At 69.2% G+C, this 6,843-nt stretch carries 7 protein-coding genes, 1 tRNA gene and 1 pseudogene; 8 read left to right on the top strand and 1 reads right to left on the bottom strand.

Translation table 11 applies throughout. The features are described from left to right. The 3 genes from AC1DYN_RS31035 to AC1DYN_RS31025 form a co-directional block, all read left to right on the top strand. The coding region (locus tag AC1DYN_RS31035; protein ID WP_477966396.1) for a translocation/assembly module TamB domain-containing protein at positions 1–1,997 on the top strand (1,997 nt) is incomplete at its 5' end. Between the two features lie 162 nt (positions 1,998–2,159). After that, on the top strand, positions 2,160–4,790 hold the full coding sequence (locus AC1DYN_RS31030; RefSeq protein WP_477966394.1) for an ExeM/NucH family extracellular endonuclease: 2,631 nt from the start codon (positions 2,160–2,162) through the stop codon (positions 4,788–4,790). Positions 4,791–4,894: 104 nt separating this feature from the next. Then, positions 4,895–5,131, top strand: coding sequence for a hypothetical protein (locus AC1DYN_RS31025; protein WP_477966392.1), 237 nt, complete (start codon positions 4,895–4,897; stop codon positions 5,129–5,131). A 21-nt stretch (positions 5,132–5,152) separates the two neighbouring features. Here the strand turns inward: AC1DYN_RS31025 and AC1DYN_RS31020 are convergent, their stop codons facing one another. Beyond that, positions 5,153–5,452, bottom strand: coding sequence for a hypothetical protein (locus tag AC1DYN_RS31020; RefSeq protein ID WP_477966390.1), 300 nt, complete (start codon positions 5,450–5,452; stop codon positions 5,153–5,155). 283 nt (positions 5,453–5,735) lie between these two features. Between AC1DYN_RS31020 and AC1DYN_RS31015 the strand changes: the two genes are divergently transcribed. The 5 genes and pseudogenes from AC1DYN_RS31015 to AC1DYN_RS30995 form a co-directional block, all read left to right on the top strand. Next, positions 5,736–6,062 carry an EthD family reductase gene (locus AC1DYN_RS31015; protein WP_477966388.1) on the top strand — a complete coding sequence of 109 codons (327 nt, stop codon included), beginning with the start codon at positions 5,736–5,738 and terminating at the stop codon, positions 6,060–6,062. Between the two features lie 122 nt (positions 6,063–6,184). Then, a tRNA-Arg gene (locus AC1DYN_RS31010) sits at positions 6,185–6,259 on the top strand. Further along, positions 6,230–6,442 (top strand): annotated as a pseudogene (locus tag AC1DYN_RS31005) (integrase); the annotation flags it as partial. The gene AC1DYN_RS31010 and the pseudogene AC1DYN_RS31005, both read left to right, overlap by 30 nt. A gap of 18 nt (positions 6,443–6,460) precedes the next feature. Next, positions 6,461–6,616 carry a hypothetical protein gene (locus AC1DYN_RS31000; RefSeq protein WP_477966386.1) on the top strand — a complete coding sequence of 52 codons (156 nt, stop codon included), beginning with the start codon at positions 6,461–6,463 and terminating at the stop codon, positions 6,614–6,616. Positions 6,617–6,716: 100 nt separating this feature from the next. Then, the coding region (locus AC1DYN_RS30995; RefSeq protein WP_477966398.1) for a helix-turn-helix domain-containing protein at positions 6,717–6,843 on the top strand (127 nt) is incomplete at its 3' end.

Below are 6,843 nucleotides of genomic sequence, written 5' to 3'. Positions count from 1 at the left end.
GCGCAGCATCGGCGCCGGCACGCGCCGCCAGCGCCGCCGCGCCGGGTGCGGCCGCCAGCGCACCGGCCGCGCCTGCAGGACGCACGCAGGTGCTGCTGAGCGCGCGCGGCGGCCTGAGCGGCGCACCGTTCGACGGCTCGGCCGCCACCAAGGCACCCAACCCGCTGAACTGGAAAGGCACGCTGCAGCAGGCCGAGGTGCGCAGCAGCCAGCCGGGCAGCGCGCCCTGGCTGCTGGCGCGCAACGTCGATGCCGAGGTGCAGGCGGGTGCCGCGCCCTGGATCCAGGTGGCCGCCGGCCAGGCCGACATCCTGGGCGCCGCGCTGCGCTGGGAGCGCATCCGCTGGCAGGGTGGCGAGGGCGTGCAGACGCAGCGCCTGGACGTGCAGGCCGAGCTGCAGCCGATCGCCATCGCGCCGCTGCTGCGCCGGCTGCAACCCGATTTCGGCTGGGGCGGCGACCTGCAGATCGGCGGCAGGATCGTCGTGCACCAGGCCACCGAATTCAGCGCCGACATCGTGCTCGAACGCGTGCGCGGCGACCTGTCGGTGACCGACGAAACCGGCACGCAGGCGCTCGGCCTGACCGACCTGCGGCTCGGCCTGAACGCGCAGGACGGTGTCTGGAACTTCACGCAGGGCCTGGCCGGCAGCCAGCTCGGCGTGGCCGCCGGCGCGATCGTCGTGCGCACCTCGCCGCAGCGCGCCTGGCCCGAGCCGAACGCGCCGGTGCAGGGCGTGCTGGAGGCGCAGGTGGCCAATCTCGGCACCTGGGGCGCCTGGGTGCCGGCCGGCTGGCGCCTGGGCGGCAAGCTGGGCACCACCGCCACCATCGGCGGGCGCTTCGGCGCCATCGAATACACCGGCCAGATGAAGGGCTCCGACCTGTCCGCGCGCAACATCCTGATGGGTGTCAGCGTCAGCGACGGCGAGGTCGACATCGCGCTGCAGGGCGACAACGCGAAGATCAACACCTTCCAGGCGCGCGCCGGCAACGGCACCGTCAAGCTCAGCGGCAGCGCCGAGTTCGGCGAGAAGCCGCACGCGAAGATGACCCTGGTGGCCGAGCGCTTCCAGCTGCTCGGCCGCGTCGACCGCCGCATCATCACCAGCGGGCAGGCGCAGGTGGAGCTGGACCGCGACAACCTGAAGGTCGACGGCAAGTTCAAGGTCGACGAGGGCCTGTTCGACTTCAGCCGCTCCAACGCGCCCAGCCTGTCGGACGACGTGGTGGTCGTGAACCGCACCGCCACCGAAGCGGCGGCGCCGACCGGGCCGCCGAGCAACCGCAACGTCGCGGTCGACCTGACGGTGAACCTGGGCGAGGCGCTGCGGCTGCGCGGGCGCGGCATCGACACGCGGCTCGAAGGCGAGCTGAAGCTGACCACGCCGGGCGGCAAGCTGGCGCTGAACGGCAGCGTGCGAGCGGTCGACGGCACCTACAACGCCTACGGCCAGAAGCTGACGATCGACCGCGGCATCATCACCTTCACCGGCATCCCGGAGAACCCGCGGCTGGACATCGAGGCGACGCGCCCCAACCTCGACGTGCGGGTCGGCGTGGCCGTCACCGGCACCGCGCTGACGCCGCGCGTGCGGCTGTTCTCGGAACCCGAGCTCTCCGACATCGACAAGCTGTCGTGGCTGCTGCTAGGGCGCGCGAGCGAAGGCCTGGGCAAGGCGGACACCGCGCTGCTGCAGCGCGCGGCGCTGGCGCTGCTGGCCGGCGAAGGCGGCGGCACCGACCCGCTGAAGGCGTTCGGCATCGACGACCTGTCGGTGTCGCAGAACACGAACAGCGCGACCGACGTGCGCGAGACGGTGGTGTCGATCGGCCGGCAGCTGTCGCGGCGCTGGTACGTCGGCTACGAGCGCAGCCTGAACGCGACCACCGGCAACTGGCAGCTGATCTACCGCATCGCACAGCGCTTCACGCTGCGCGCGCAGTCGGGCTTGGACAACTCGCTGGACTTCATCTGGACGCTGCGCTGGCAGTGATTCCCCGGCCGTCGAGCCCTGGCCGTGTTCTTGCTGTGTCAGCGCATGTCACGGCGCTGACATGCCAGGGAGGCAAGCTCCGCCGCTTTGCAAACGGGCCATGCGAAGCCTGTTCGCAGGTTGCGTTTGCCGCCGAATTTGCCGGCCGAAGGGAGAATCTTCATGCGGAAGTCGACGTTGCGTGCGTCCTGGATGCCAGGCGCGGTTCTCGTGATGCTGGCCGCGCTGTCGGCCTGCGGTGGTGGCGGCGGTGACGACCCCGCGCCCGGCGGAGGCGGCAACCCACCGGTCGCCACCCTGCCCGATTGCCCGGCGGCGCCCAACACGCTGCGCGACATCACCGCGGTGCAAGGCCCCGGCGCGCTGAGCCCGTTCGACGGCCAGACGACCACGGTGCGTGGCGTGGTGACCGCTGACTTCCAGGCCAGCGAGCAGCTGCAAGGCTTCTTCATCCAGCAACCGGTCGCCGACAACGACCCGAAGACCTCCGAAGGCCTGTTCGTCTATGCACCGGGCGGCGCCGACGTGAAGGTCGGCGACTACGTGCAGGCGAGCGGCACGGTCAGCGAGTTCAAGAGCGGCACCACCGATCCGGATCGGCTGACCGAGCTGGCCACCGTCACCGCGATCAGCGTGTGCGGCGCCGGCCCGGCCATCGCCGCGCGCGAGATCACGCTGCCGCTGGCAAGCGCTGCCGACCTGGAAGCGGTGGAAGGCATGCTGGTCGAGTTCAAGCAGACGCTGACGGTGTCCGAGGTGCACGACCTGGGCCGCTACGGCGAGCTGGTGCTGTCCACCGGCGGTCGGCTCTACCAGGCCAACAACCACCCCGGCAGCGCGACGCGCGATGAGGTGATCGCCGCCAACGCGCTCGCGAAGATCGTGCTCGACGATGGCGCCGGCATCCAGAATCCGACGCCCATCCCCTACCTGTCGGCGGCCGACACCAGCGGCACGCGCCGCGTCGGCGACACGGTGACCGGCGTGCGCGGCGTGATCGGCTGGACGGCCGATGCCTTCCGCGTGCACCCGGTGACCGCCCCCACGTTCGCGGCCGGCAACCCGCGCACGGCGGCCCCCGAGGCCGTGGGCGGCACGCTGCGCGCCGGCAGCCTGAACGTGCTGAACTTCTTCACCACGCTGGGCCAGCGCGGCGCCAACACCGCCGACGAGCTGGTGCGCCAGCGCGCCAAGCTGGTCGAGACCATCGCCGGGCTGAATGCCGATGCGCTGGGGCTGATGGAGATCGAGAACAACGGCACCGTCGCACTGGCCGACCTGGTGGGCGCGGTCAATGCCAAGCTCGGCGCCGGCACCTATGCCTATGTGGATGCCGGCAAGCCGGGCACCGACCAGATCACCGTCGCGATGATCTACAAGCCGGCGCGCGTGACGCCGGTCGGCAACCCGCAGGTGCCCACCGACCCGAACTTCATGGTCGACGGCGGCCTGCGCCCGCCGGTGGCGCAGCGCTTCGAGGCGGTCGACAACCATGGCGGCTTCTGGCTGGTGGTGAACCACCTGAAGAGCAAGGGCTCGTGCCCGTCCTCGGCCAGCGACCAGGACGCCGAGCACGGCCAGGGCTGCTGGAACGCATCGCGCTTCCGCCAGGCGGTGGCGCTGCAGCAGTGGGTGGCGCAGTTGAGCGCCGCGTCGGGCGAGGAAGACGTGCTGATGGTCGGCGACTTCAACTCGTACCTGAACGAGGACCCGATCAAGAGCCTGGAAGGCGCGGGCTTCGAGGAACTGCTGAAGCGCCTGCCGGAGGAGGCGCGCTACAGCTACGTGTTCGACGGCGAGTCGGGCGCGCTGGACCACGGCTTCGCGAGCGAGGCGCTGGGGCCGCAGGTGACGGGCATCACCGTGTGGCATGTGAACGCCGACGAGCCTTCGGTGCTGGACTACAACACCGAGTTCAAGACCGACGACCGCTATGCGGCGACGCCGTACCGCTCGTCCGACCACGATCCGGTGCTGGTGGGGCTGCAGCTGGCCGCGGACACGCCGGCGGTGGTGCCGGCACTGGCCGCCACGCTGCCCGCGAGCGGCGTGGTCGGCACGGCCGTCGGCATCACCGGCATCGCCGCGAGCAACGGCACGGCGCTGTCGGTGGACTGGGGCGACGGCACGCAGGAGACGCCGGCCCCGGCGGTGACGACGCTGAGCCACACCTACGCGGCGGCGGGCAGCTTCACGATCCGCCTGGTTCTGACCGGCAGCGGCGGGCTGCCGGCCGAGCGCAGCGGCAGCGTCGCGATCAGCGCGGCCCCGGTGACCGGCAACACGCCCGACCTGTTCTTCAGCGAGTACGTCGAAGGCAGCAGCAACAACAAGGCGCTGGAGATCTACAACCCGACCTCGGGCACCGTGGACCTGAGTGCCTATGCCGTGAAGCTGTATTCGAACGGCGGCACGGCGGCGACGCAGGCGCTTGCGCTCACCGGCACGCTCGATCCGGGCAAGACGCTGGTGCTGTTGAACAGCAGCTTCACGACCGCGGTGACGATCCCCGGCAGCATCAAGAGCGCGGTGACGAACTTCAACGGCGACGACGCGGTGACGCTGGAGAAGTCGGGCGCGGTGATCGATGCGATCGGCCAGGTCGGCTTCGACCCCGGCACCGCCTGGACCGGCGGTGCGGTGACGACGCTGGACAAGACGCTGCGCCGCAAGCCGGGCATCGTGCACGGCAGCGTGCCGGCTGCGGCGCCGGCGGTGTGGGACCCGAGCGTGGAGTGGTCGGTGTTCGCGATCGATGCGTTCGACGGGCTGGGAAGCCACGTCGCGAACTGAGGCGCGACAGCGGGCGCAACCAGTGAAACAGGCGGGGCGGATGGCGAAGCGCGGCTGAAACGGCGCGCCCGCATCCTTCGGGGCTTCACGAAGGAGCCCCCGCCATGTTCACCCCGTCTCACCTCACCCGCAAGTTCGTCGCGATCGCCGCTGCCGCGGTCGTGCTGGCGATCGCGCATGCGATGTCGCCCGATGCCGATGCGCCGGCCGACAAGGCCGTCAGCGACTTCAGCGCATCGGGCGGCGTGGTGCCCGATGCAGCGCCTGCGCAAGCGGCGCAGCCCGAGGATGTCTACGCCGGCGTACCGGGGCCGCGGCCGGAGAATCCGGCGGCGCAGTGAGATTGAGATGGCACCGGCCGCTCACGCGCCGGCAAAGCGCACCTCGCGTTCGGTCAGCAGCCCCCCGGCCGCGTTGCCCACGGTCAGCTTGACGACCTGCACGGAATCGCCAGGCAAGGCATCCGGCAGCGTGATGCGCCGGCTCCTGACGAACGCCACCTGGCCGCCGACCGAGCCGCTCCACTCGCCGAGCGTGTGCGCAGTGACCGCACTGGCCTTCAAGGGTTTCAAGCGGAAGCGCTCGACGAACACGCGCAGGTCGGTCGTCGACCAGATGTCGCCGAACGCGAGCAGCATCGCACGTGCCTCGGGGGTTTCCATGGGCCCGCGCTGGCTACGCACCCAGGTGGCCGTGGGCCACCTGCTTCGGCATGCGTTGCGATCGGCCTGGCTTCATTCCCGTTCCTTCCCGTCATGCGTGACGTCGGCGGGGAATGTAGCGTCGGGCAGCCGTCGAGGCTTGATCGGAAAATGAACAATGGATGACGAATGGCGAAGGCCCGCTGCGCTCCTTTCCCATCAAGCCCGGTGTGTCCATGCCGTCCTCGCCGCAACCTGAATCAGAAGAACGAGTACGCTGATTGCAGCCACAGGAGAAAACCCGATGATCAAAGTCAGTGTCATGTACCCGTACGCCGCAGGCGCTCGATTCGATCATGCCTACTACCGCGAGAGACACATGCCAATGATGAAACAGTGGCTCGGCGCTGCATGCCTGTACTACACGGTGGACAAGGGCATCGCAGGTGGTGCTGCGGGCACTGACCCTGTTTACGTGGCCAAGTGCGACTTCGTCTGCACTTCTGTCGAAGCTTTCCAGGCAGCCCGCGGCCTGCACGCGCAGGAGATCAGGGGCGACATCGCCAATTACACGGATATACAACCCGTGCTGCAAATTAGTGAGGTGGTGGTGGAGCGTTCGGAAGTCTGACCAAGGTTCGGATATCGCCACCCTTCGCTTCTCGTGCATCGACCGCCTCGAAGCCGGGCATCGCGAGCAGCCCATCTGGCGCGGATCGAGATCGTCATGGCCCCCGCTAGAATCCACCCCCACTCGCCGTAGTTCAATGGATAGAACGGCCGCCTCCTAAGCGGCAAATACAGGTTCGATTCCTGTCGGCGGGACCAGCGCGCAGTCCAATAAGATTCGGTCTAGCCCCGTTTCCCAAGGGGAATCAACACTTCCGAGGGATCGGAAGTCTCAGGAAGTCCGAGCGACTCGAGCTTTACGACGAGCGCGGCCTGGCGAAGGCGCGTGAAGCCCGCGACGAGGCGCGCGCACTGCTCGCGGCTGGGGTCGATCCCAGCCAGGCGCGCAAGAACGAGAAGGTGGCGCGCGCGGTCGCCGCGCTGAACCACATGGAGGCGGTATCGCGGGCATGGCTGAAGGAGCGCGCCGGCGCGTGGACCAAGGGCACGCTCGACGCCATCACGGCATCGCCGGAGAACCACGTCTTCCCCGAGATCGGGAAGCGGCCGTGTTGATTTCCATCCAGAACTGACCCACTGAGCCCGAGGATTTCCATCCAAAACTGACCCACGCAAGAACCCTAACCTGCTGCTTTTGGTGGCAGGGAGCGAAGGAGTGATTGACGTGGCGACACTGAGTGTCATCAGGCGCTGGGCACTGCGCGAGCAACTGTCCATCCGAGAGATAGCCCGGCGCACGGGCCTGTCTCGCAACACCATCAGGCGGTACCTGCGAGACGATG

The sequence above is a fragment of the Rhizobacter sp. P2_D12 genome, from assembly GCF_056404395.1.
This window is presented reverse-complemented; position numbering and strand designations above follow the sequence as displayed.